The organism is Capilliphycus salinus ALCB114379 (genome assembly GCF_047276495.1).
GTDB classification, from domain to species: domain Bacteria; phylum Cyanobacteriota; class Cyanobacteriia; order Cyanobacteriales; family Microcoleaceae; genus Capilliphycus; species Capilliphycus salinus.
The window spans coordinates 3,146,857-3,169,281 of record NZ_CP178543.1 but is presented as its reverse complement, the minus strand read 5'-3'; the positions used below and the strand labels follow the sequence as shown (position 1 = coordinate 3,169,281).

Below are 22,425 nucleotides of genomic sequence, written 5' to 3'. Positions count from 1 at the left end.
GGCAACCCCAATAAATTAGCAATAACTAGCAGTTAATACCGTTTGCGGTTGATTAATGTTATTCTGGGGGCGGGTTGGTAAAATTTAGTAAAAAATTTGGTAATGGGTGTCAGAGATAGTTTAGAACCCGCCCCTACATAATGGCGACTGTATAGAACGGTATCCTGTTAATAAACAATTAATCAAGATACTCAATTCCAGTCGCCAAAGAACGCTTAAAGTTACTTACCAGCAACTTATGTGTACTGACTTTTACAAGGAGTTCAAGTAGTTAATAAAGCTCATCGGGATCGTGAGCCGAAAGCGGGGTGCCGGACCTTCAGCGATGATAGTCTTAATACCACCCGCGATCGCATCAAGTTCAGAATCATTTAATTCTTGGGTGGTGGCGTTTTCCGCTTCCTTAGCGGTTAACTCTGATGTCTGTTGAAACAATGAATTGTTGGTTTCCATAATGGCTTCCTTGAAGACTGAGCGTGTGTTTTTCGAGTGGTGTTCTTACCAAAATGTTCGGCAACTCACCCCTCTACCGATCTAATGGGTAGAACTTGAACGGGATTATGCAGACATCGGACAATAAAAGCGAAAAAAATTGTCAGTCAATTTATATGATGTCCGGTTGATTAATATTGTTATGGGGTGCGGGGCGGGTTTAACTCAATCTCGGAGTGGTCGCCCTCGATCAATCCACCAAGCCCCCCCTACAGCACGATCGTTGATGAAGACAACAAACGGCGATCATCAGGATCAGGTATAACTCGATGAGTAATTACCAACTTGCGAAACGTTCGAGACTCGTTTTCTAATTGATATTCTCGGCAGTATTGCAGCACATCTTGAAGAACTTTTTCTTCTACCTGTCTTTCTGTATCGCGCCCTTCTACAAACCATTGAAAGGTCAAGTCAGAAACCAACCCATCTTCTATTATTGTTGCATCGCCCGAAAGATTTTTGATTTCCGAATTTTTGAGTCTATTTCTGACTGACCCATCCTTTAATTTCGGTGTCGGTCAAAGCTTTTTCCATCTTCATACTTTCGCTATGAGCCGCATTGAGCAGATGTTTCATCGTTACAGGTTCATTGGCATCGGCAGCCAAAAAAGCAGCATTCATCGGATAATTGACAATTGATAATTGCTCATTAATTAATGAGGTTGAAGACCTCTCCTTTCAAGGAGAAAAAATAAAAATTATTCGGGAAGCGAGTCATCCGCACGCACCGCCGCCGATCGCGGCGGTGAACGGATGACTTCCTCTCTATCAATCCTATACATAATGATCGAGGTAATTATCCATTATCCATTATCCATTATTAATTATCAATTATTGAATACTTTACTTGCTTTGATGGTTGTCTTGGTTGAATCCAGAAAATCATTTTTTCGGCTATAAAGAACCCGTGAATTCGGTGCAATTTGACGGTCGGGCTTTAAACGTGAATCAAAATTGGGAAGATAGTTCTCCCGAACGAGCTTGGTTTTGGCGGGGTTTAGCCTTCAGTCGTTGGGGAATGTATAGCGAAGTTGTGGCGAATTGTTCTGAAACTGAAAGCGCCCTCTCTCAAACACTGTCCCTCGAAAATTAATGTATAAAAACCGCCAGGAAATCGAGATTATAAGCTGCGATTAGTTCCTTTGAACGGGCGACGTAAATCAATCCAAATTTGGCTGTAGCTTGGATCGATCAAGGAATAAGTTTGAGCGAGTTTAACCAATACGAACGGGCGAAAATAGCTTTGGAAACCGGACTCAAAATCGAGCCAAATCATTCCTCAGCTTTGGTGAATTTGTGTGCGGCTTTTAACAAAATTGGCAACTATCAAGATGCACTAACGGCTTGCGAGGGAGCCTTACAAACCGATGGCAATTTGTACGAAAGCGATCCGGCTGATGCTTACCTACAAAAAGGACAAGCTTTGGCGGGATTGAGCCGCTACGAAGAAGCAATTACCTCCATTGATACCGCTTTAAATTTAAAGCCGGAGTCGGCGATCGCTTGGAATACAAAAAGTGTTATTCTATGGCAAGCGCAAAACTATCGGGAAGCGCTGCAAGCCAACGATCGCGCTTTGGCACTCGATCAAAATTACTTTCAAGGGTGGTTTAATCGCGGCGGAATTCTCAGGGCGATCCAGCAAAATCAAGAGGCACTGGCGGCTTATGAGCGGGCTGTTAACAGCGACATTAGTTTAGTTTATGCGGCTACTCTTGCTTCAGTTTGGGCAAATCGCAGCGCTATTTTGTGGAACTTAGGAAAATATCAGATGAATGAAAAAATCCGCATTAAATTGAAATCCTACAACCACACCGTTGTTAACAATGACGATTAATAAAATTATAGAAGACATCTTTGGGGACAGACGAACTTTTCATCTGCCATAATTTTCTCACGGCTTCAAGAACCTGATTTTTGAGAAATTTAATTGAAGACAAACCCAATATTGCATCAACCTGCAATTTGGTAATGTGGTTTTGAGATCCAACAAATCAGTTAACATTTTTGTATTGTAACCTTTGCGATTCAATTGCGGTTCTAAGTCATCAAAGCTTCGTCAAACTTGACGCATTGCTATTTCGGCAAAACCCAACTTTAAATTATGGGGTTGGGAGCGAGTTTATAGAACTTAGTTATAGGGGTTTTAGTTGAAGCTTTGGCGTTGGAAATCCCGAAAACTTCCCACGATGAACATCCCCAAGACAATATTTCACCTCAGCAATTTCAATATTTGCAGGCGATTATGCGGGGAATTGGAAGTTAGAGATTTGCACATCAAAACGCACCGGAGTGCGATCGCATACATTGAGCGATGCAACCCGATATGCTTCAAATACGCTCCGCGATCGCTTATTCAAGATAAAGTAAGCCAACCGAAGAAGCCAATTTAAGTTCGACCTCTGCTGTAAGCAAGCCACTTTCATATCCAGAACCCTGATTTTTTCAATCGGATGAAGCGCGATCGCGGAGATCGCCAACTTTACCCCTGACAAGCGCTCCCCAATTTTATAAAAACTGCACAGAAATTAAAAATAATCTATAACGACGTTAACCATAACAGCAGCCATTCAACCCGGAAACATTCCCGCAGGTTTTCAACTCAGTTGGCTATCTTCCCCGTCAACAGAAAACCCGATTATCCTCAGACCCTATCAACAAAAAATTAAGTGGGTTTCACTCGTTCGTTCAAGATGAAACTCCTCTAACGAGACAATACCGCAAGAATTGAACGCTTTTAAACTTAAATCATCAACTTATTCTAACTGGAGTTTAACCCCCGAAGCTCTTAATTTTGTCTTGACAAAAACAACAAGGAATAGGATTGGGATCTAAAACGCGAGAACCGTGTCCCGAGTAATGAAAAACCGCAACATCACCGGGTTTTGCTTGTTTAATTAAATGTTATTCAAAAGCTTCTAAAATTCCTTGACGGGTCGCCTGTTTATCTGTAATAATTAAAATATATTTGGGATAAACCCGAAACGGTGAATGAGTAAAAGTTGCTGCATTCTTACATCGTTAACGCAGCCATTCAACGGATCTTTTTGGTATTGGTTAATCCCGACTAACAAAGCCAGTTTCCGAGGGGTACTTTGGGCTAATACCTTACCGTAACGGTCGAATTTTGGAAGTAAATTAACAGAATTTAGTCCGAGGGTGGCAAGGGTTGAACCCGCAAATTCAATGAAACGCCGACGAGAAGTAAAAGACATTTTGAAATCTTGTGTTTAAAGATAGGATTAATCCTCTATAAATTAGTTTAGCACAATATTCGCTTCAAAGTCCCCTTGTTTTAGGGGGATTTAGGGGGATAAATCACCGGGTTGAACGTCCGGTTTTCCATTCTCCGTGAAACACAAACGGCGCCCAAAAGAAAGGTGCATTGTAGTTATCAGATTGAATCATTTCTAACTGAACTTCTCGCATCGCTGTGGCGGGATTTGAACCCGTTTCTAATATTTTTCGATAATAATTTTGCATAAATTCCGAGGTAGAATTATCGGCAACCGCCCACAAACTAACAACAATTCGTTCAGCGCCGGCATACATAAAACCCCTCGTTAAACTCACCAATCCTTCGCCGCGAATATCCTGATCCACTCCCGTTTGACACGCACTTAATACGACTAAATCGGCGGAAAGGGTGAAATTAAAAATATCATTTAATTGTAAAAATCCGGGTTTGTTTGTTCCCGTTTCATCGTAGAGAGAAAACACCAATCCTGATAATTCCGGTTGGGTTTCATTTAAGAGTCCGTGGGTGGCAAAGTGAACGATTTGATATTGAGATAAATTAGAATCGGTTGCGGTTTGACGGTTCGCATTAAAATCTAGTGCTAATCGTTCTAAATTGTCGGGAACCAACGCTAAAATTGCTTCTGCTTCTTGGCGAGTGTGTTGTAAACGACCAAAAGATTTACCCAGAAAATCATTTAGGGATTGTCTCAATACAATTTTATTAACATCATTGGTTTCGGTTTGTGTTGATGATGCAATTTGAAAACGGGGGTCATTTTGTTCAAAAACGGGGTCAGCAATAACAGCAACTTTTTTCGGGGCGGGTGTTCGTCCTTGAACTTGTTCTCGGAGAATTGCTAAACTAGAAGCGGAAGGTAATGTGATAATTTCATGTTGAACAATTAACGGTTTGTAACTCGTATTTTTACTTACTTTTATCCCCCCTTCCCCCCTTAAAAAGGGGGGTGAGAAAGAGGTTGGGAGTGAGGTAAAATTATCCCCCTCAGTCCCCCCTGAAAGGAGGGAATAATTAGGATTTTGACCCCCCTCAATCCCCCCTGAAAAGACCGAAGAATTATCCGTTTCCCTCTCCTAGTAGGAGAGGGTTAGGGAGAGGTCGAGAGAGGTCGAATTACCCCCCTCAGTCCCCCCTGAAAAGACCGAATAAATATCCGTTTCCCTATCCTCGTAGGAGAGGGTTAGGGAGAGGTCGGGAGAGGTCGAATTACTGGCAGAGGTCAACGGTAACGCCGCAAAAGGAACGGTTTGTAAAATCCCATCCCCAACGACAACTAACCGTTTATTTCCCAACTGATTGAGAACGGGAGATAATAAAATTTGACTCAACTTTTCTCCCGTTGGCGGAACCACAGCCAGAGATTGAATTTCTTGTAAAAAAGATGTTGCTAACGCTTCTATTTCGGAACGTTTGGGGAGTTGATAACTTTTCACTTCCGTTGTACTCACCAACCATAAAAAACTGCGTTCGGTTCCCATAGCCACTGTTGGGGTAGACGCATGGATGGGATTTCCTCACCGCAAGAACCACTCATATCAAAGTATGTCTGATGTTCGGGAGGTTATGCAAATGGGGACGGAGGGCTGTTTTATCAATGGATAATTGACAATTGAGAATTGATAATTAATTAATCAGGTTGAAGACCTCTCCTTATCCATTATCCATTATCCATTATCCATTATCCATTATTTCCTCTGTATCAATCATCTTCATTTAGATCGAGGTCATTATCCATTATTAATTATCCATTATCCATTATTACTTATCCATTATCCATTATTAATTATCAATTATTGAATTGACTCCTCTGGCCTTGTTAGCCCCCTAAATTCCTGCCCCCGTGACCCCCAATAATGGGAGGAATGTTCTTCAGGGAGTAATTACCGATAAAAACGCGAAAACCATCAGGGGACAAAGGGTTTATGCTGCTGAAAAACAGCAGTGCAGTCAATTGGTATGGACAAGTTATCACCTCAAACGCTCTCAAGAGCGTACCGCTCAACCGGATGATGTCATTCATCTGTTGCTCATTCAACTTGATGCTCAACTCAAAAACAATGAGTGCAAACTGTTAACAACTTGGCGAAACTCCTCTACTAATTTAAGATAGGGAGTCTTTTGATAAATTTGCAATAGCGAGTCATAAAACCACAGCGTTTCTGCTTTTCCAACCGGAAAAAATTTCCAAATTTCATCCCCCAATTGCTGACATTCCCATAAAAGCGATCGCCCATTATGCAGTTTATCCGCTAATGACACCAACTGCACAGAAGAACTTGCGGTTTCAATTTGGGCTAAATAGCGTAACTTTCGTTCCTTCCAAGGGGGTTTGGGATAGGTTTCTGACTCGGTACATCCATCAACAATATTGACAACAGACTCCCCAAAGCGTTGACGAATTTCTTCGCGAGTTTTTTCACCGCCTTGATCTTCCACACTATCGTGAAGCAAAGCCGAAATTGCCTCATCTTCAGTTCCTCCCGCTTCCAAAACCAAAGCCGTAACGCTCAACAAATGGGAGATATAAGGGATATTTCCGACTTTGCGAGTTTGATTGATGTGCAAGCGATGGGCGTAAACTAAAGCTTGTTCAAAACGTTCGGTTAATTTTGCTGATTTCATAATTCTTGACTCCAGTTTTCAGAATAAAGTTGGGCTTCTTGTATCACTTCTTGAGCGATGAACTGTCATAAATTAATCGCACGGGCGGCACGGGATTCTCTTGCCAAAGCAGTTTAAGTTGTTCCTGCCAATCTTCAACCCGCTCCTGTTTTTCAGGAGAAACAATATACACAACTTCCATAAAAAATCGCTGCACGCCGTTGAGGGGTTGAGATAGATTTTGAGCGATTAATTCTAAGTCGGGATTGAGAACGGGAACCGCTTGGGGTTGATAGAAATTTGAGGTTTCGCTAACGGGTAATGTCGGAAATTATGACACCCAATAATATTTGGTTTCCTGCCGTTTTAACCATCCCAATTCTGCCAAAATATGCAAATCGGTTTGCAGGGAACGGCGGGTGACTCCAAAAAGTCGCTGCTGTAACCATTCATCTAACTCGTTGCTCGAAATTTCATCATGTTGTTGCAGGGTTTTTCGCCATTGAAATTCCCGCACGTTCCACTCAGGATATAATATCCATTCTGCAACGGTTTTTGCACAAGCACAATTGGAATCGTGTAAGGGCGGTACGGTTTCGCCTCGGGGATGATTTTTATTAAAAAAGGGATTGCGCCAGTCGGCAAAGGTAAAGGGTTCATCTAATATCAAACGGTGCTGTTTGTTGCCATACAAACTGTGCAGCCACGCCCACAAACGAATTGCTCTTAATAAGTTTTGTTTGAGAGAACCTCTGGCTAACCATTGTAAGAGTTCGGGTTGGGGACTGGCTTCAAACTGCAACATTCAACAATTCCAACTTGATGTAATTTGAGCTTATCACGTACCGGAAGACCAAACTTCCTGTTTCGAGTTGGGATTTTCTCAGATTTTGGAAAGACCATCTTCCAACGGGGGTTAAGATAAAAACAACAGTCTTAGGAGACATCAGATGACAACGTACAACATTGAGATGGTTGATGGGGTTATGCTAGTTGGGTTCGCTGACCCGGCGCAAAATGACCAAATTGTGCGGGATGCAGTATCCCGTTTGGAGGAAATGTCTAAAACCAAAGAACTGGTTGGGGGTGAATTACTAAGAATCAATGGCCCCTGTAGTATGCCTGTCGCTTTTGTGCTGGCTCACAAGGTTAGTCATTTGTTTGGGGCGGTTGGAGTGTTCGACCCCAAGATGGGGAAATACGTGATTTGTATTACTCATAACCCTAACTATAAACTGGGAGATTGTGTCGATTGAGAAAGGGGTTGACAAAAAGTAATACAATGTACTACATTTTTCTATAGTATTAACAAAAAATCAATGAAAGTTGTTTTGTGCGGGCCGCCTCAGTCGGGAAAATCTTGTTTGCGAGAGGGGTTAAAGCAGGTGATTCACGCATTAAACCGAAAAGGTCAAGCCCCTTATCCTTACTTTATTACAGCCTGTCCTGATGGTGAAGGTTCGTGGTTTGCGGAAACGGCAAGGCGCGATATCAATGAAGCGAAGCGGTATAAGGCAAATTACAAGAGTGATTTTACCTGGGAATTTACCAAAGTAAGGGCGGAATGGGTCAGAAATTCTACAGAACCTTTAACGGTGGTTGATGTGGGCGGGAAAATTGATGATAAAAACCGATTAATTATGCAATACGCAACTCACGCGGTTATTATCTCTAGAGATTTGAACTTGGTGGCGGATTGGTTGGATTTTTGTGGGGAGTTGAATTTAAAAGTTATCGCAATTTTAGAGAGTGATTTGCACGGAACTGAGGATAAATTAGAATCGGAATTTCCGATTTTGCGGGGAAGTATTCACGGTTTGAAACGGGGGGAAGATGTTTCTAACCGTCCGATGGTGAACAAGTTGGCGGAGGTGTTATTGCGGTTAATTTAATCGGGTTAAAAAGACAGAAAAAGTTCCTCTAAATTTAGTTAGTTGGGGAAAACAATTCAACACTTTCCCAACTTGGAAGACCCTTCTTCCTGCGGGTGTTAATCTGGAGTTGTCAAAATTTAATCCCTCAGTCAATGGTTAAAACAATTATCTGTTCAGTCGGTACGAGTGCGGCGAAAAAGCTAGGTGTTAAACCCAATGAACTCTTAAACTGGGTTAACGAAAAAAACAGTATGGAAGATGCTGTAGAATGTTTGTTTTCTACCTTCAGAAATCTGGTTTCTGAAGACCAAAATTTGAAGTCTTCTTTGTCTGCTGAAATCCATTCTCTGGTTCGGATTGGGATAACCAACGAAGATCAAATTGTTTTGCTGTCTTCCAATACAAACGATGGATATTGCTGCGCTCTGGCGGTTAAGAAATATCTGGAATATTACTGGAAAGGGATCGGGGTTTTGGTGAAAAAAATTCCGGGGCTTCAGGTTTACGATGCGGAAACTTTCCGGAAAACGGGGGTGGTGGAGTTTGTGAAATTTATTCTCAAACAGGTAGAATCTTATGACGCCAGCAATATCATTCTCAATCCGACGGGGGGCTATAAAGCTTTGGTTCCTTATACGGTGCTGTTGGGGATGCTGAAAGGGATTAAGTGCGATTATATTTTTGAACAATCGACCACTTTACTGGAACTTCCCCCGCTTCCTCTGGAGTTTAAACGGGGGCAATTTGAGGCTTATAAACCTTTGTTTGAAGAAATTGATCGGGAATCTTCTATCTCTCTGGAAAAGTGGCAAAATAGTGTTGATTATCTGGAAAGAAAATGGTTCGATCCCCTAGTAGAAATTTCTTCGGAAGGGGTAACGCTTTCGGCTTTGGGTTTTCTGTTTTGGGAAGAAATCCGCAAACCCTCGGCTTTGGTTCCTTTTTTGTCTCGCAATGCGATCGCCGATTGTTTTGACAATTTGGCGCTTTTGGATAACTGCGATCCGTTCCGGTTTTTGTCGAGGGTTGCGGGTTCAAAATTGGCTTTTAGCCAAGCCGAACATCTCAATATGGGGAATGGTTTGCGCTGGCTAAAACCGGGGAATACCACCGATCGCTATTTGGTTTCTATCGAGGATTGGCGTCTGTTGGTTTGGAGGGCGATTCGTGAAGATCAGGAGGGTTCAAAATATTCTAATAAGATTAAAATAGACGATCCCGAAGCTGATCGGCGATCTTATTCTCCTTTTATTCGGATGGAGTTTGTGAATTAACCCACGATGGGGTTTGAGTTTTTTCACCGATCGCATTTTTGGTCACTATCTCCCCGATGGTCGCTATCTGTGCGATCGCTTGGGGGACCATCTTTGATTTTGCTTTTGACTGCTTTTTGCGAGGCTCGACCAAATTGGGTTCAAACCCGCATTCTCTCGTTGTGAGCCTCGATGCCTTTGCTGGTCTGGGTTTCGGCGTTTTTCTATTGCGTTGAGGTGGGGGGTTTTGTCTGTTTTTTTGACAGCCTCGATTTTCGGGTCTACAATATCGATTGTGCATGGGTTCTACAACCCCGCCCCCGACCGCCTGGGTTAAAGCGGATTAGTTGGAAACCGATGTAAGCTCGTTCACCCCTCCACTCAAACCAAGCCCGACCGCCTGGGTTAAAGCGGATTAGTTGGAAACAGGCGATAGCAAGCGGCGAAATTCAGCAAATCCCCCCCGACCGCCTGGGTTAAAGCGGATTAGTTGGAAACTCCTTTTCGTTCGCATCCCCCTCTTCCTGCTTTTTCACCCGACCGCCTGGGTTAAAGCGGATTAGTTGGAAACAGCGAAAAGCCGTCAACAAGAAGCTTCCCTCTGAACCCGACCGCCTGGGTTAAAGCGGATTAGTTGGAAACCTCGTACTTCGTCTTCTTTCAGCCCCAGGAAGGCTCCCCGACCGCCTGGGTTAAAGCGGATTAGTTGGAAACTAGCGATTTGAATTGATTGAAGAATGCGGGCGACTTCCCGACCGCCTGGGTTAAAGCGGATTAGTTGGAAACTGTCCTTTAGATTTTCGCTCGTAATTAGCGTAACCACCCGACCGCCTGGGTTAAAGCGGATTAGTTGGAAACAAGACGTGCATTCTTCCTCTGAATTCCTGTACCCAACCCGACCGCCTGGGTTAAAGCGGATTAGTTGGAAACAAAACTATTGTTGATTCTTCCATTCTTGGAACTTAGCGATCCCCGACCGCCTGGGTTAAAGCGGATTAGTTGGAAACTCCTCCTCTTTATCTTGCAGTTCTTCGACGTAATACTCCCCGACCGCCTGGGTTAAAGCGGATTAGTTGGAAACTTTCCTCAGTAGAAGAATGGACGCTAGAGCAGGAACCCGACCGCCTGGGTTAAAGCGGATTAGTTGGAAACTTGCGACCATCGGGTCAAGAAAAAATAATGCAATACCCGACCGCCTGGGTTAAAGCGGATTAGTTGGAAACCTGGAATTGCTCGGTTCCGTGAAAAGAATTGGGTTGCCCGACCGCCTGGGTTAAAGCGGATTAGTTGGAAACCCGAAAACGATGATTCGCTGATCTCGCTTAACCTTCCCGACCGCCTGGGTTAAAGCGGATTAGTTGGAAACGCGAATTTAATTTCGTCTTTTCGAGTTCCCAGCCCGACGCCCGACCGCCTGGGTTAAAGCGGATTAGTTGGAAACAAAGCTACTCCGAGAGACTGATTGTTTATCAAAGAACCCCGACCGCCTGGGTTAAAGCGGATTAGTTGGAAACTAGAACTCACAAATATCCTGGGGTTAGTGCTGTGGTTGTCCCGACCGCCTGGGTTAAAGCGGATTAGTTGGAAACCGGAGAATCCATATCCAGAACAACATCCCCCGACTCAACCCGACCGCCTGGGTTAAAGCGGATTAGTTGGAAACTCATGGATGAAGCCTTTAATAGCCCCCTTTATAAACCCGACCGCCTGGGTTAAAGCGGATTAGTTGGAAACATTATCGAAATCTGAACGTTTATATTCAGTTTTCTACCCGACCGCCTGGGTTAAAGCTTCGGAGTGAGAAACTATTGCGATCGCATTCTAGAAATTCTCCGACCGCCAGGGTGCAAGCTTCGGAGTGAGAAACTATTGCGATCGCATTCTAGAAATTCTCCCCTGGTATCCCGACGGCCGGGGTGAAAGCTTCGGAGTGAGAAACTATTGCGATCGCATTCTATAAATTCTCCCCTGGTATCCCGACCGCCGGGGTGAAAGCTTCGGAGTGAGAAACTATTGCGATCGCATTCTAAAAATTCTCCGACCGCCAGGGTGCAAGCTTCGGAGTGAGAAACTATTGCGATCGCATTCTAAAAATTCTCCCCTGGTATCCCGACCGCCTGGGTTAAAGCGGATAAATAACCAACAAAAAAGGAGAGGAAAAAACGCCTCTTCTTTCTCTTTTTGTATGGAAAAATTTAAAGATAAATAATCGGTTTGTTGCAGGAAGTGAGCATGATAAAAAAGTCCCCCTTTTTAAGGGGGATTTAGGGGGATCTCTCCGGGGAATTTAGGGAGAAAAAAGTGATTGCTGGTGACTAAAATAGAAGATCCCCCCCTGCCCCCCTTAAAAAGGGGGGTGTTAAAAGTTCTCCGCTCCTCGGGGGATTTAGGGAGAACAAAGTGATTGCTGGTAACTGAAATAGAAGATCCCCCCCTGCCCCCCTTAAAAAGGCAGGGCCGTTTCATTCTAACAAAATCCAAAGCCTAGACCACCTGTTATTAAGCCATCTTTGACCCTCTGTAATTGACACAAAGCCTAAAAGTCTAAAAAGATTAATTGCAATAGTTTGAAGAATCGATAAATTCGTTCGTGCTTGAAAGTGAGCTATAGAAGAATCATCTTCTTTGAAGATCACATCCTTGACCCAATGCAAGCGATTTTCAATTTGCCAATGACCTTTTATTTTTTCAGAAAAATAATCGGCTTTTTCCCAAACGCTACTGATGTAGTAAGCGACTTGATGATAGTCCTTTTTACCTCTTTTACCCCATCTTTCAACTCGGATTAAGCTTTTAATTTCATACCAACTAGATTTCAGGGAATCTATACTCTTGAAGACAGCTACTTGGCGTTGAATTTGGCGACCATGACTTTTATCTTGCTCTATCTTGATACTCAAAGGCTCTTGATTGTGGGCGACAGACTCTAGAGCTTGATACAATTTTTTTTGATTCTTTTTGACGGTGATTAAGTAGTGATTTTTTGATTCAATAATTTTTTTAACGGTTTGCTTTTGGCAGTGCAAAGCATCCAGAGTAAATACTTGATTCTTCAGGGGAAAATCTTCGATGATTTCTTGGACTTGCTTAATTTCTGAACAGCGTTTGTTCTCAAAGCAATTTAATCCCAATACAACTTGATATTCTTGACTGTACAAGGAAACAAATGAAACAAAGTTTTGATGAGAGTTGCCAAAATTGTCTACAGTGCTGCCTAAGCTTTTGCCATCAATACAGACCCAATCCCTCAAATCATCAGATTCACATAGACTACTAGACCATTGATTAAAAATGTCCTGAAGATTTGACCAGTCTACTCCCATCAGAACTCGTCTTATGGTTGATGAAGATGGAACTTTTGGGGATGAAATCTTAAATTTTTTAACAATTAGCTGTTGATTGGCTTTGGCAAAATCTCCCATCGCTCTATACCCTAAGTATCCCTGCATCGCTGCCAAAATTACTATCAATAGCACCAACCATAATGGATGCCTTCTGCCCTGGCGGCGGCGAAAGTCCTTGACTTTTTTAAGTTCTTTAATTAGACTATCCATAGATAAAATTTAAGAAAAAACTGGCGATTGCTATCATTTTACATCCGGCGCGATCGCCAGTTTTATTGTTCAATTCCCGCCTTTAAGAATCAGAGTGGAACAAGCCGTTTGAGTCAGGCGATCGCTATGTTTTTCTAAGATTTTAGGTGTTCTGAAGAAAAAAGGGGTGAAACTGCTTCCAATTTTAGCTCCTCGCGATCGCAAAATTTTAGAATGAAACAGCCCTGCCTTAAAAAGGGGGGTGTTAAAAGTTCTCCGCTCCTCGGGGGATTTAGGGAGAACAAAGTGATTCCTGGTGACTGAAATAGAAGATCCCCCCCTGCCCCCCTTAAAAAGGGGGGTGTTAAAAGTTCTCCGCTCGCAACTACAAACTTATACCATTTCTAAAAAGTTGAGATACAGATGATTTGGCCGAAACCCGAGGCTGATTTACTTCTGACTTCTGACTTCTGACTCTCTTGCAAAGGTGCTGCGTGGGGGAAACCCCCAAGACCGCACTTTGCGCTTCTGACTTCCGCGAAGCGGTATTAGGGGCCACAACTTTTTAAACAGTTTTTGTTCGGAATTGAGAAAGTGTAGTAACTCGTCAGAATCTTCGGAACGGTCGGGAAAAAAGATGAAAAACTCTAAAAATTGAGGGGTATTCTTAGGGATAGGTTTTTGGGGATTGTTGGGATCTTTCTTCAAAACCACAAGGGGATACATCCGATGCCAAACCCGTCCGACTTGACTCACTTTTCCCGTCAGATGAGACTCATAAATCGTCCCTTCAGTGATGCGAAATTGGCGATCGCCCCGACGATATGGCCCGTGAAACCAGCCCACCGCCCGACTGTCTTCCGCCTCATCCGCCAACCGCCCCCAAACCTGGACGTTATCGGGGTGCCACGCTTCCCGCCAAGATTGACAAAAATCCTCGGGAGAGGGGGCGACGCCTTGAAGTTCCATCCAGTCCATCGCCACCTGTCGGACGTCATCAATAAAAGCCCCGACTTTATCAATTTTACGAACTTTTACGTCGGTAATTAGCGATCGCTTCCCAGTCCATTGCCAGTGACAACCGATCAAAGCTTTGGGGTCGCTTTGTTGGTAATAATCGGGGTAAAATAAACGATGATCCGCCCGACGCCAGGACTTCCCAAACCCGCCAAAAACCATCGCAAACTGAGTCAAAGCCTTAATCAAATTGGCGAGTGCTTTTTGTTGGTGTTCGGGGAGAGATTGAGTTAAAAACCAGTTGAGTTTGCCTTCGATATTATAAGTGGGAACTTCATAACTCCCCTGACCAAATGTATCGAGAGTGAGAGATTTTTCCTCAAAAGACATCGCTAATAAACCAACAGTTCCCTCACCTTGAATTCCCCCAAATAGGGTTTCAACTAAGTAGATTGCTTGGGTTGGACCAGTTAAACCGCCAAAAAGTCTTAAAGCGTGACCCCGAATCGCCCCCCGAAAAATATTGGGTCGAAATTCACCCTCGCCGTTCAACAATTTCGGCGCCATTCCCTGACCTTTCAACTGTGCGGAATAAAGGGGTTTTTCGGAAGTCTTATTAAATTGTCCGTAGCCGGTACTGACGCGACAGCCAATCCCTTTTGAAAGCGCCGTTTCCCAAACCTGCCAAACCTCATCCCAGTCAACCGCTTCAGTCGCAGAAATTCCAAAGATTAACTCGGGTTGATAAAGAGAAATCAAGGCAAAAGCACCCCCAGATTTATTATCTTCCATACCGACTTGCCAGGACTGTTGCGGGTGAACAATATCCACCAAATTTTCTCGCCAAAATTCTCCCGAGGGATAGCCGCCATGAAACCGCAAAATTCCCGGTTTCCAATCACCTTTGTTGGTTTTATTGGTTATTTCTTCGCCACAAAAGCGCTCTTTTTGTTCGTCAGTACAAGCAGTTTTAAAAATGCCTTTCATGCTGCTACCGGGGTAGTAGGGCCAACCGTAGGCGCCGATAACTGGGCGAATAATCCCATCATCTTGACCGCCACTTGTTACAAACCGCCAGTTAATTTTATAGGTGCGTGTTTGAACGCCTTTTCCAAATTGTGGTATCTCAGGATAGGATTTTTCAATCCATTCAGACGCCCAAAGTTCGACGTCTTGTTTTTCTTTATTTTTAGTGCGTTGGGTATCGATTCTTTGCAGTTGACAGCGCCCTGCGGTTTGCGCCCGAAACATCATCGGAATTTTGTTGTTAATGTCAGGAATTTCAACCATTGTTTGAATTAAGATAAATTCGAGTAATTTATTGACCCCTTCCTTTGACCTCTCCCTAACCCTCTCCTACGAGGAGAGGGAACAATTAGCCTCCTCCAACCCCCCTTTTTAAGGGGGGATTAAGGGGGGATCGGGGAGGTTGGTGGGGGTTCTTGAGTGGAATTAGCCTCCTCCAACCCCCCTTTTTAAGGGGGGATTAAGGGGGGATCGGGGAGGTTGGTGGGGGTTCTTGAGTGGAATTAGCCTTTCCCTTTATACCGTTGAGTCCACCAAACAATACAATCACAAAGTTGGGTAAGAACAGCCAAAGCAACTCGTTGTTTTTCGAGATTAAGTTCATTCCACAAACGTTCACTCATGGCTTTAACTGCTTTGGTATTGTCCGCATTAACAGGGTCATTGGGTAAAGTAATTCCCGCTTTTTTCAAAACATCTTCCAAAGCATCCCAAGTCTCTTTCCAATATTGAGATTTATCGGGTTCTTTTTTCTGAAGTCGCAAATGTTCTCCCCAGAAACGTTCCAAACCGTAAGCAACAGCCATCCGCATTTTATAGGATTGATTGAGAGAATCGGAATCGCGCAATTTGGCGTTTAAAACCAACTCCTGGGCGATTTTATCCAAACCATAAGAATTCCAACCCATGATTACTTTCCTCCTTTTACCCGATTAATTGTGACCCGACAGCGACCAAAACCGATAGACTCCAAACCCCCAAAATAAAGGTCTTTTTGATAACAATCCGGTTCTAAAAGTTCCCAGTTATAATCATCGTCTTCCGACTCGGAAACCTTGTATTTCAGGGCGTCAGTCCAATCGATATCTTTGAATGTATTATCCTTGTCCCAAAACTGCTTTTTAGCGGCGACAGGAAACGCCAAAACACACCCTTCCGGTAACGCTTCAACGTTGAAAAAAGCACCCTTATCGGTGTCAACTTTTTTGACCTCATCCAACAATTTAACTCGACTTTGACGATACAACCCCATATCGTGGAGGAGAGACATATCGTTATCATCAACAACAACGAGGTTAGAAGGGGAAAGGTTCGCGCCTTTAGGAATCCATTTTTTGAGGTAGTCTTCATCAGCTTCATGTTCAATTTCCATGAATCCCAAGTTAAAGAACAATACCTTTTTATTAACATCAACTTGTCGCGCCATCAGAGTTTTTGAGGCGGTGTAAGGTGCGGGAGTTTTCTCTTTGATATTAATATTCGCGATTAATTGAAACCGTTTCAAAAGGCGGGGACAGCTAATCCAAACAATAGGCTGACCCGGACAAAATACCGGAAACCAGACGAGAGAAGCGTATTCAAATTTAATAATTGATTCGGTGGTTCCCCCGTCTGTTTTACCTTCGATTGTTTGGTGTCCGTACCAAAAATTATCGTCAATTTCTTGGGGAACATCGCCGTTATTTTCTTGCTTATATTGCAGGCGTTCTAACCGCATATCCGCCCGAAAACGTCCGCGAATTGAACTCCCCGGAACAATACCCGTTTGGGTGAATTGGTCGCGAAAAATCAGGTTTAAATTTCCCGTTTCTTCTCCCGCACTCGCCCCAATATGCAGGGGTGCGAGAGTATCAATAACGCCGTAATATTGTTGGTACATGGTTTGAGACTCCTTTGTTTTGCGCGAATGTTTTTCTGTGAATATTGCTTGATAAAGTTATCGGAATTTGTGCTAAGATAAAATTGCCCCATCTAACGGCAATGCTAACCCACAACCCCAACGTTTTAGGGAATAAAAACCCTCACGAGGAAACCAACTTTCCTCCCAGTCATACCAGGTTTGTTCCAGGGGTTTTTCTAACACATAAACGGTTCCTGCGGGTACGGCGTAACGTCCGCGAGAAAGCAACCCAGACGGTTGATTATTGCGCTCATTTTTGTCTGTTAAAGTTCGGGTTTGAAAAGGTTCCGAGATGGGTTCATCGTTGGTTTTTCGTTTCCCCAAACGGTAGCGGAAGGGTTGAGGACGTTGGGTGAGAAGACTGTTAATTTGATTTTCTGGCCAACCCAAATCGTTGGCTGCGGGGTCAAATTCCGGACTGCGATAGGAGTGGCGGTTACTCCCCCAAACCGCAGGAACAATTAAAGCAAAGCTTTTTTTCAACGGTTGGTTTAACAAATTTTTTCCGGGATTTTCCAACTTTTCACACCGTAAATTCACCAAATGTCCTTCGCCTCCAAACCGATACCAACCCTCAGCAATGGGGGTATTGGAGAGATAAATTAAGCAGGCGTCGGGGTCGAGTTGTACCGCATTTTCTAAGAACAAACTCCCTTGAGTTTCGTCGGCGTCCGTCGCCACCCGTCGCTGTTGTTCTTGGAGACGCGGGTGAAGGTGGGGTAAAAATTTCCAGGGGTTTGTTTGAACTTTTGGGAGTTCTTCAGCCGGGGATTTTTGCAATTTTTCCCAGTCGTTAATTGCCACCCAAGTTCCCTTTTGATACTTATCATCTGGGGGAATTTGGGGTCGGTTATCTTCCCAAATCTTCCAGTTTTCGCCGTCGAAGAACATTTGATGTTTAATCTCATTGTCTTTGACCAAACAGTTAAACGGAGTCGGTATATAGAAGTTTTGAGGATTATTTTCCGTCGCCCAAAACGGCCCCGCTAATAACAACTTGGGGAGAATTTCAGGTTTGTTATTTTGGTGTGCGTAGTAAGCGAATAAACCGGATAACGTGGCTGCTGTGGGTGGAAATTGTGTGCCGGAACGTCCGACCAAATTTTCGGGGGAGAGGAATCGCCCCGAACTTCCATAGAGCAGACCCAACGGTTGAATAATGATTACATATTCTAGCATAATTTACCAGGTTTTACAAGGTATTTTCGGGTTTGTTTTTTTATTTTTTATCCGAGAATGTAAACAGGTGAAATCCCACTTTTCCGAGATCGATCACCCAGTTGTTGATGGCTTCGTGAACTTTTTCGAGTTCAAGTTCGCCGTTTTTGTCAGTGTAGTTTATTTTCTCCCCCAGTATTCCCGTGCCAAAGGGTTTGCAATCATTAAAAGCCTTATCGTAGTTATCATTACCGACAATATCTTTCCAAAAGTGTTCGGGAAAATAGGCTTTAAACAGTGCTTCTGCTACTTTTGTTTGTTCTCGGGTAAACGCATGGCGGGATTCCAAAACGGCGATATCGTTATACAAATGAGTCCAGTTTTGTTCACCGTCTCGTTTGTTGCGATCTCGATAACTTGCGAGTAATTTTTCTAACAACCACCAGGGACAAGTCCACTCTAAATGATTTCCACTGTTAAATAAAATCCTCAAAGCAATGCGATCGCGTCCCGATTTTTTGGCGGATTGTTCGGCTTCGCGACAGTGTTGTAAAACGTCCCTTTGGGGAACGTTCGGCGCCGCCCAAACAAAACCAACACTAACCGTTATTTGTTGCTTGTGTCTCTTCCAAATCTCGGGAAAATCATAAAACCATTCCAGACAATCTTTAGGATTAATTTCCGATTTTTCCCGATAAAGTACGCCCAGAAAATCATCGCCCCCCGCGTAGATAATTCGACCCGGTGATTCTTTTAATTTAGAACCCCGAATTTCTTTTTTAAATTCTTGTTTGAAATATTCACCCCATTTCATCATCGCCGAACTAAAATTATGGAGAATTTCTTCTTCTTTCTTGGGGTCGTTAGATTTGTTCAAACTTTTGAGATAATCGCCAATTTTATCCCCATCTCCCTGAAACCAACCCGTCCAGCGATTTTCTTCGGAGTTGTCATTTTGGCGGCTAATGTCTTTAAAGCTTTTTTCCGGAATCTCAACACTCGGATATTCGTTTTCTTCCAACTCTAGCTTTTTAGCAACCTTATCTAACGCCACCAAACGTTTTACCAGTTCGGGAATACTAAGCTGTTCTTTGGGCGAAATAATCGCGTCGGTAAACTTATTGCTGAGGAGTTTATAAAAGGTTTCAATGCGTTGGTTTACTTCGCGAATACTGTCTTTTTTCGGGTTAAATTGATCGGTCATTCCGGGCCATGCAATTTCATCGCTACCCGATAATGTTGAACTTTCCCCGATCCAATTAATACCAACCCAATTTCGCGATCGCTTAATTTCATTTAATTTTTGTCGGGCGTCTGTAATGGTTTCTCCACCGCAAAAATAGAAGAATTCCCAACTATAATTCGCCCAAGCGTTCCAAACCCGGTTCCAATTATAGTTTTGATTGGGAACCCGGCTTTCTATTTCTTCCCGACAGCAGATAACAAGAGTTCGCCACGCATCATTAAAAACCCGTTTGGCTTCATCTTCGGGATATTTTCCCCGGATGATAATTTGGTTCGGCGTCCCTTGAGTAACGTTGATAACAGCAGGAGAAATAACCGGATCGTTTTCTTTAGGAGATGTCTCTTTGTCGTATTTAAAATATCGTTGGGTGTCTTCGCAGAGAACTTTGGCGAGGTACGATAAGATAAATGAACTTCCGTACAAGTCTCTGAGTTTGCGAGAATTTTCGATGAAACCCTGAACGGGTGCAAACGTGATAACCGTGTAGGACATTCTAGAATTTCCTTGGATTCCGATTTTAATCCGTTATATTTATTTTAACTGGCAGTGGAAATACCCTCTTCCAATGTCGAGTTTTTGAAAGATCCCCCTAAATCCCCCTTGGAAAGGGGGACTTATCGCCCCAAATTTCCCTTAGAAAGGGGGACTTATCGCCCTAAATTCATCTTGAAAAGGGGGACACGATCCCCCTAAATCCCCCTTGGAAAGGGGGACTTTTAAACCCATTCCCTAATCTTATTCCCCCCTTTTTAAGGGGGGCTAGGGGGGATCAAAAGAGGGGGTGGGGAGGAACGATCAGATCGCAACTTAGGGTTCAAGTTTTTGACGCCACTTCCTCTGTTGATTTCTCAACCCTTCTTCAAACTTGGGTTTGTGAAAATCTTCCTGATGATGTCCGAACCAGTAAACTACAACGATTTTATATTGCTGAAAAACTTCGTAAATCAGCCGATAAGACTTACCAATGGGATGTTCCTGAATATTTTGATGTCCCTTTCGCTTCTTACTTTGCGGAGGTTTGGGGTTCTCGGACAGGCCGTTAATTGTATCGTTAACTTTTTCCTGGATAGCGCTCGGAAGGTTTTTAGGGGTGTGGTAACGAGGGATAACCTGATAATATTTACAGGCTCGCTCTGCTTGGTGTTTATATTTGTGAAAGCAAAGTTCAACAGAGTTCTGTTCAACAGAGTTCTGCTTTTTCTTCTTCTTTTTCATGGTGAATGTTTCCTTAATACAAGTCGTTCAAAAACTTTATGTGCTTGATGGGTTAATCAATCCAACATTTGATAAGCCTCCAAATCAAAAACGAATAGATGTAGTATATTAGTATTATCGCTTTTTTGTCAAGGCAATATCCCAATAATTTTCGGGTTAATCACCTGAGTTATTTTGCACTTGAATGCTCAACCGGGATACGAGTTAAATTACTTATTCTCCCTGTTGTCGTACCAAGTAATCTTAATGAACTTGCTATAATTAGACACAGAACACCCCGCCGACTGGTTTATGTCGGAATAGTTGAAAACACAGCAAACATATCGCTCAAGTAGTTTATCTGCCTTGACAAAAGACTCTTTTTGTTTGAGAGTCAGAAATCAAAGCTTGATAAGTGTGTTGAGCTAATGAAAAGGAAAGCTTAGGCTTTTCAATAAAAAAGAGGAGTGTGTTCAATTTATGACCGCATTCCTCTTACAAAAAATTAAAATTTATCAAAGCCACAAAATTATTGTCAAATAAGAAGTTAGTAGAAATATTTGTATCTTCTTTTACTCCCTTTTTTGTAGTTGCTTGCGATGGGCCAGCATTGAAGATTTAACCTTCATTATTCTTGACTGAAGTTCCCCTGAGAAAAAGTTACGGAATCCCTTTCTGAAGGGAGTAGAGCGCCATGCGCGAAATTTCCCTTACTGGGTACATCTGTGATGCGTGACGGCCGAAGCGGATTTTCTAGGCGATCACTTTTTTCTGCATTGTACTGCGATCGCTGTATTCTGTCTAGAGTTACATGGGTACAGATCCCCGGACACTGATCGCTGCAACCATTATACCACAAGAATTTTAGGTGCGGCGCGAGTACATTTACAGGGGGTAACTTCAGTTTTGAAAGCAAATAGAAAGCTAAAAAATTCCAAAATTAACCCAGATTTTTGTGGAAAATTCCTCAAATTTGAACTGAAATGTATCTCAAATATTGACTTAATACTCAAGCCTTAGTCTAAATTCCAATTATAAGTTTGGGTTGAATTTTTGAATTTCTGTGACCCACTCTCGACGGCTAGAATGTTCTAAATTCAAAATATCTTCTAAAGACCAGTGAAAATGAAATGCAATACAAGCTACCTCCTCACGGAGTTGTTCTGGGGGGTAGCTTACGACTCCCCCGACAAAGCTAAATCTACTCTAAACTCATCATTACATTGGGGACATTTTACCACAAAATAGGCGTGATTTTGTTGATTAATTCGATTGTAAAACTCGCGCAAATAAGCCAGATCGAGAGTAAACAAATTCTCTAATATTTCTGGAGTCACCGAGGATAAAGTCCCCAACTGAGTAATAACCCTTGATAATCGAACTAAAACACCATATATCGGCTCTACCTGTGCGCGAGTATTTTTCTCAACAAAGATTTCGTCTTTTGCCGTTGCCAACCGCATCACACCCAGGCGATGAACTTCTCCTTGTTCGTCAATTAAGCCTTTGGGTAGTGTAAAGTTAAATTCAGTTGGGGGTAAGTTTGAACTGGTCATGCCAAATTTTAGATTTTTCTTAATTATAATGATTTGTCGTACAAAATTGGGATATTTATTGTAAGTTTTGAAAGCTTAAATGACTTTATTCTAATTCATTAATCTGGCGATAAAACTTAATTAAAAAGTCCAAATCACAGGCATATAAGTTCTCAATAATAGCAGAATTCACCTCCTCTAACGCACCGAGACGAGTCACAACTCTCGACAAAATTAACACCGTCGCATAAGCGGGATTTGACTTCACGCGGGGGTCGCGCAGGGGAACAATTTCATCAATTGCTTTTGCCAAACGCATCATCCCAATGCGATGAACATTGCCATCAGTGTCTAAATAACCTTTGGGTAAAGTAAACTCAAACTCGGTTTGCAACAT

General features: G+C 42.9%; 22 protein-coding genes, 2 pseudogenes and 1 CRISPR repeat array. Of the genes and pseudogenes, 5 read left to right on the top strand and 19 right to left on the bottom strand.

What is annotated here, in order from left to right; all coding sequences use genetic code 11:
• Positions 1–252: 252 nt before the first annotated feature.
• The 3 genes from ACL6C3_RS13090 to ACL6C3_RS13080 all read right to left on the bottom strand — a co-directional run bounded on the left by ACL6C3_RS13090 (position 253) and on the right by ACL6C3_RS13080 (position 1,113).
• A complete protein-coding gene (locus ACL6C3_RS13090) occupies positions 253–453 on the bottom strand; it encodes a hypothetical protein (protein ID WP_413167602.1) in 201 nt (66 codons plus the stop codon).
• Positions 454–701: 248 nt separating this feature from the next.
• Positions 702–914: a hypothetical protein gene (locus ACL6C3_RS13085; protein ID WP_413167601.1), complete on the bottom strand. Its 213-nt coding sequence runs from the start codon at positions 912–914 to the stop codon at positions 702–704.
• A gap of 58 nt (positions 915–972) precedes the next feature.
• Positions 973–1,113, bottom strand: coding sequence for a hypothetical protein (locus ACL6C3_RS13080; protein WP_413167600.1), 141 nt, complete (start codon positions 1,111–1,113; stop codon positions 973–975).
• Positions 1,114–1,351: 238 nt separating this feature from the next.
• Between ACL6C3_RS13080 and ACL6C3_RS13075 the strand changes: the two genes are divergently transcribed.
• Together ACL6C3_RS13075 and ACL6C3_RS13070 are read left to right on the top strand one after the other, a co-directional pair.
• A complete protein-coding gene (locus ACL6C3_RS13075; protein ID WP_413167599.1) occupies positions 1,352–1,585 on the top strand; it encodes a hypothetical protein in 234 nt (77 codons plus the stop codon).
• A gap of 78 nt (positions 1,586–1,663) precedes the next feature.
• Positions 1,664–2,329, top strand: a complete 666-nt coding sequence (locus ACL6C3_RS13070; protein WP_413167598.1) for a tetratricopeptide repeat protein — start codon at positions 1,664–1,666, stop codon at positions 2,327–2,329.
• A 1,120-nt stretch (positions 2,330–3,449) separates the two neighbouring features.
• Here the strand turns inward: ACL6C3_RS13070 and ACL6C3_RS13065 are convergent.
• The 6 genes and pseudogenes from ACL6C3_RS13065 to ACL6C3_RS13040 form a co-directional block, all read right to left on the bottom strand.
• Positions 3,450–3,707 (bottom strand): caspase family protein, encoded by a 258-nt coding sequence (locus tag ACL6C3_RS13065; protein WP_413167596.1) that lies wholly within the window; start codon positions 3,705–3,707, stop codon positions 3,450–3,452.
• A gap of 103 nt (positions 3,708–3,810) precedes the next feature.
• On the bottom strand, positions 3,811–4,671 hold the full coding sequence (locus ACL6C3_RS13060) for a CHAT domain-containing protein (RefSeq protein ID WP_413168316.1): 861 nt from the start codon (positions 4,669–4,671) through the stop codon (positions 3,811–3,813).
• A gap of 291 nt (positions 4,672–4,962) precedes the next feature.
• A pseudogene (locus ACL6C3_RS13055) lies at positions 4,963–5,088 on the bottom strand (CHAT domain-containing protein); the annotation flags it as partial.
• Between the two features lie 706 nt (positions 5,089–5,794).
• Complete coding sequence (locus tag ACL6C3_RS13050) at positions 5,795–6,373, bottom strand: HD domain-containing protein (RefSeq protein WP_413167595.1); 579 nt, start codon at positions 6,371–6,373, stop codon at positions 5,795–5,797.
• Positions 6,374–6,416: 43 nt separating this feature from the next.
• Entirely contained in the window at positions 6,417–6,554 is a 138-nt protein-coding gene (locus tag ACL6C3_RS13045) for a hypothetical protein (RefSeq protein WP_413167594.1), read from the bottom strand.
• A gap of 129 nt (positions 6,555–6,683) precedes the next feature.
• The gene (locus ACL6C3_RS13040; RefSeq protein ID WP_413167593.1) at positions 6,684–7,157 is read right to left on the bottom strand and encodes a hypothetical protein; all 474 of its coding nucleotides are present in this window, start codon (positions 7,155–7,157) and stop codon (positions 6,684–6,686) included.
• A gap of 145 nt (positions 7,158–7,302) precedes the next feature.
• On the opposite strand from ACL6C3_RS13040, the gene ACL6C3_RS13035 reads away from it, so the two are divergent.
• The 3 genes from ACL6C3_RS13035 to ACL6C3_RS13025 all read left to right on the top strand — a co-directional run bounded on the left by ACL6C3_RS13035 (position 7,303) and on the right by ACL6C3_RS13025 (position 9,500).
• The gene (locus ACL6C3_RS13035; protein ID WP_413167592.1) at positions 7,303–7,608 is read left to right on the top strand and encodes a CRISPR-associated protein Csx3; all 306 of its coding nucleotides are present in this window, start codon (positions 7,303–7,305) and stop codon (positions 7,606–7,608) included.
• 63 nt (positions 7,609–7,671) lie between these two features.
• Positions 7,672–8,244, top strand: a complete 573-nt coding sequence (locus ACL6C3_RS13030) for a hypothetical protein (protein ID WP_413167591.1) — start codon at positions 7,672–7,674, stop codon at positions 8,242–8,244.
• 134 nt (positions 8,245–8,378) lie between these two features.
• Positions 8,379–9,500 carry a putative CRISPR-associated protein gene (locus ACL6C3_RS13025; RefSeq protein WP_413167590.1) on the top strand — a complete coding sequence of 374 codons (1,122 nt, stop codon included), beginning with the start codon at positions 8,379–8,381 and terminating at the stop codon, positions 9,498–9,500.
• Positions 9,501–9,798: 298 nt separating this feature from the next.
• Positions 9,799–11,285: direct repeats of the CRISPR family, unit length 36 nt; unit sequence CCCGACCGCCTGGGTTAAAGCGGATTAGTTGGAAAC.
• Between the two features lie 656 nt (positions 11,286–11,941).
• Here ACL6C3_RS13025 and ACL6C3_RS13020 read toward each other — a convergent pair.
• The 10 genes and pseudogenes from ACL6C3_RS13020 to ACL6C3_RS12975 form a co-directional block, all read right to left on the bottom strand.
• Positions 11,942–13,033 (bottom strand): ISAs1 family transposase, encoded by a 1,092-nt coding sequence (locus tag ACL6C3_RS13020; protein WP_413160293.1) that lies wholly within the window; start codon positions 13,031–13,033, stop codon positions 11,942–11,944.
• Between the two features lie 429 nt (positions 13,034–13,462).
• Complete coding sequence (locus ACL6C3_RS13015; protein WP_413167589.1) at positions 13,463–15,259, bottom strand: RAMP superfamily protein; 1,797 nt, start codon at positions 15,257–15,259, stop codon at positions 13,463–13,465.
• Positions 15,260–15,498: 239 nt separating this feature from the next.
• Positions 15,499–15,903, bottom strand: a complete 405-nt coding sequence (locus ACL6C3_RS13010; RefSeq protein WP_413167588.1) for a hypothetical protein — start codon at positions 15,901–15,903, stop codon at positions 15,499–15,501.
• 2 nt (positions 15,904–15,905) lie between these two features.
• Positions 15,906–16,874, bottom strand: a complete 969-nt coding sequence (locus tag ACL6C3_RS13005; protein ID WP_413167587.1) for an RAMP superfamily CRISPR-associated protein — start codon at positions 16,872–16,874, stop codon at positions 15,906–15,908.
• Between the two features lie 72 nt (positions 16,875–16,946).
• Positions 16,947–18,074 carry a type III-B CRISPR module-associated Cmr3 family protein gene (locus ACL6C3_RS13000; protein WP_413167586.1) on the bottom strand — a complete coding sequence of 376 codons (1,128 nt, stop codon included), beginning with the start codon at positions 18,072–18,074 and terminating at the stop codon, positions 16,947–16,949.
• A gap of 40 nt (positions 18,075–18,114) precedes the next feature.
• Positions 18,115–19,791, bottom strand: a complete 1,677-nt coding sequence (locus ACL6C3_RS12995) for a Cas10/Cmr2 second palm domain-containing protein (protein ID WP_413167585.1) — start codon at positions 19,789–19,791, stop codon at positions 18,115–18,117.
• Between the two features lie 315 nt (positions 19,792–20,106).
• Entirely contained in the window at positions 20,107–20,514 is a 408-nt protein-coding gene (locus ACL6C3_RS12990; protein WP_413167584.1) for a type II toxin-antitoxin system RelE family toxin, read from the bottom strand.
• Positions 20,515–21,525: 1,011 nt separating this feature from the next.
• A pseudogene (locus tag ACL6C3_RS12985) lies at positions 21,526–21,654 on the bottom strand (DUF6760 family protein); the annotation flags it as partial.
• Positions 21,655–21,668: 14 nt separating this feature from the next.
• The gene (locus tag ACL6C3_RS12980) at positions 21,669–22,049 is read right to left on the bottom strand and encodes a phage tail assembly protein (protein ID WP_413167583.1); all 381 of its coding nucleotides are present in this window, start codon (positions 22,047–22,049) and stop codon (positions 21,669–21,671) included.
• A gap of 85 nt (positions 22,050–22,134) precedes the next feature.
• On the bottom strand, positions 22,135–22,425 hold the full coding sequence (locus tag ACL6C3_RS12975; protein ID WP_413167582.1) for a hypothetical protein: 291 nt from the start codon (positions 22,423–22,425) through the stop codon (positions 22,135–22,137).